Below are 1,400 nucleotides of genomic sequence, written 5' to 3' on the forward strand. Positions count from 1 at the left end.
GGGCTCTCGGTATCGGGACCATCCCGGCCGTCTTCCTCTACGGGACGGTCATCCAGTCGATCGATGTCACGCACCGGCGTCGCGTCCATCGGCTGCTCGGCGTCGTGTTCGTTGTACTGGGGTACGTTCTGTTCGCGCACGGGCTGATGGCGCTCGGCGTTCATATCCCGCATCCGATGTTCCCACACTACCAGCCGCTCGGCGGGATGGGGCACTGACACGTCTGCGGTCTGCTCGCCTCTCCGTGGAAACGACGTTCGACGGCCGCACCAGAATCGTATTCGGTACGTGACTAAACGATAGTATATGAACCACAGCTCCGAACATGGCTCGCCATCACATCGACACGCCATTCACGCGATCGGTGCGGGGATCGCGATGGGTCTCGCCGGCTGTCGCAGCGGGAGCGGCGAGTCGGTTCCCGACCCGGTGGCCCTGTCGGGACAGAAAACGGACTACCAAGGTGGGATGGTGATCGGAGACCACGGCGGGCCAAACGGACAGCTTTTCTACGCCGACGCACACCCAGAACCGAAACAGGGGCCCGCCGAGGAGTCCGAAGACACCGCGCACCTCGCTTGGTTCCACACGCTTGCACACGGACTCTTCCCGTACCACTTCGACATGCGCGACGAGGGCGCGGAGGCGACCGCCATATACGTCACAGACTACTCTCGTGTCGACTGGGAGATTCCTGAGGAGACGGAACGAAAGAAGATCCCGGCACCGACCGCGCCCGATACCTTCCGCGATGCGACTGGGGTTACCTAGGCTGTCGAAACCGACGTGATGGGCGGGATGGGACCGGACCTGATGCCGTTCTCCGACACCGATGAAGCCGAAGCGTTCGCGGACGAGCACGGTGGACGAACCATCGAATATGATGACATCGACAGATCTCTTGTTGAGGGTATCCAGATGACTGAGATGGAGTAGATTGGCCTCTTTATCGACGTATTCATCTCAGCAATCGTATAAGTGGTTCTGATAGCATGGCTTCCGGCGAGCATCTACGATCACGCTCTTTGTGCGAAGCGTACCAGCTCGGGATCGCCATCCGAAACGAACTCGAAGGACTAGACCTCGTCACCGTATTCGAGAACCTCGAACATTCGACTGACGCGATTGAAGACGGATATCCAGCGTGGCATCCTGCGCCGCTCTCCTTTCGCGCGATGGTGCTCTCGTTCGTTTTCATGGAGATATCGGGTGACTCATACGCCTGCTTCTCTCGATGACTCACCCGGCAGCCAGAGGTAGCGACGATCCTCGGGTTCAGTCGAGTGCCCGACGAATCAGCGTTCTCGCGGGCGTGGCGAAATCGATTCGACGACGCCGTTCACAAGTACGTCTACGCTGCTGCCCACTTCGTTGTCAAAGAAGTCCACGATCGCGACATC

1 protein-coding gene and 2 pseudogenes are annotated in these 1,400 nt (G+C 59.6%); all 3 read left to right on the forward strand.

Features of this window, described 5'->3' with window-relative positions; genetic code table 11:
- Window positions 1–218: sulfite exporter TauE/SafE family protein (locus tag U4E84_RS17405; protein WP_322533352.1), on the forward strand; the 218-nt coding region annotated here is incomplete at its 5' end.
- Window positions 219–378: 160 nt separating this feature from the next.
- A pseudogene (locus U4E84_RS17410) lies at window positions 379–936 on the forward strand (nitrous oxide reductase accessory protein NosL).
- Between the two features lie 56 nt (window positions 937–992).
- Window positions 993–1,400: pseudogene (locus U4E84_RS17415) on the forward strand (hypothetical protein); the annotation flags it as partial.

Source organism: Halorubrum sp. AD140, assembly GCF_034497445.1.
Classification (GTDB): Archaea; Halobacteriota; Halobacteria; order Halobacteriales; family Haloferacaceae; genus Halorubrum.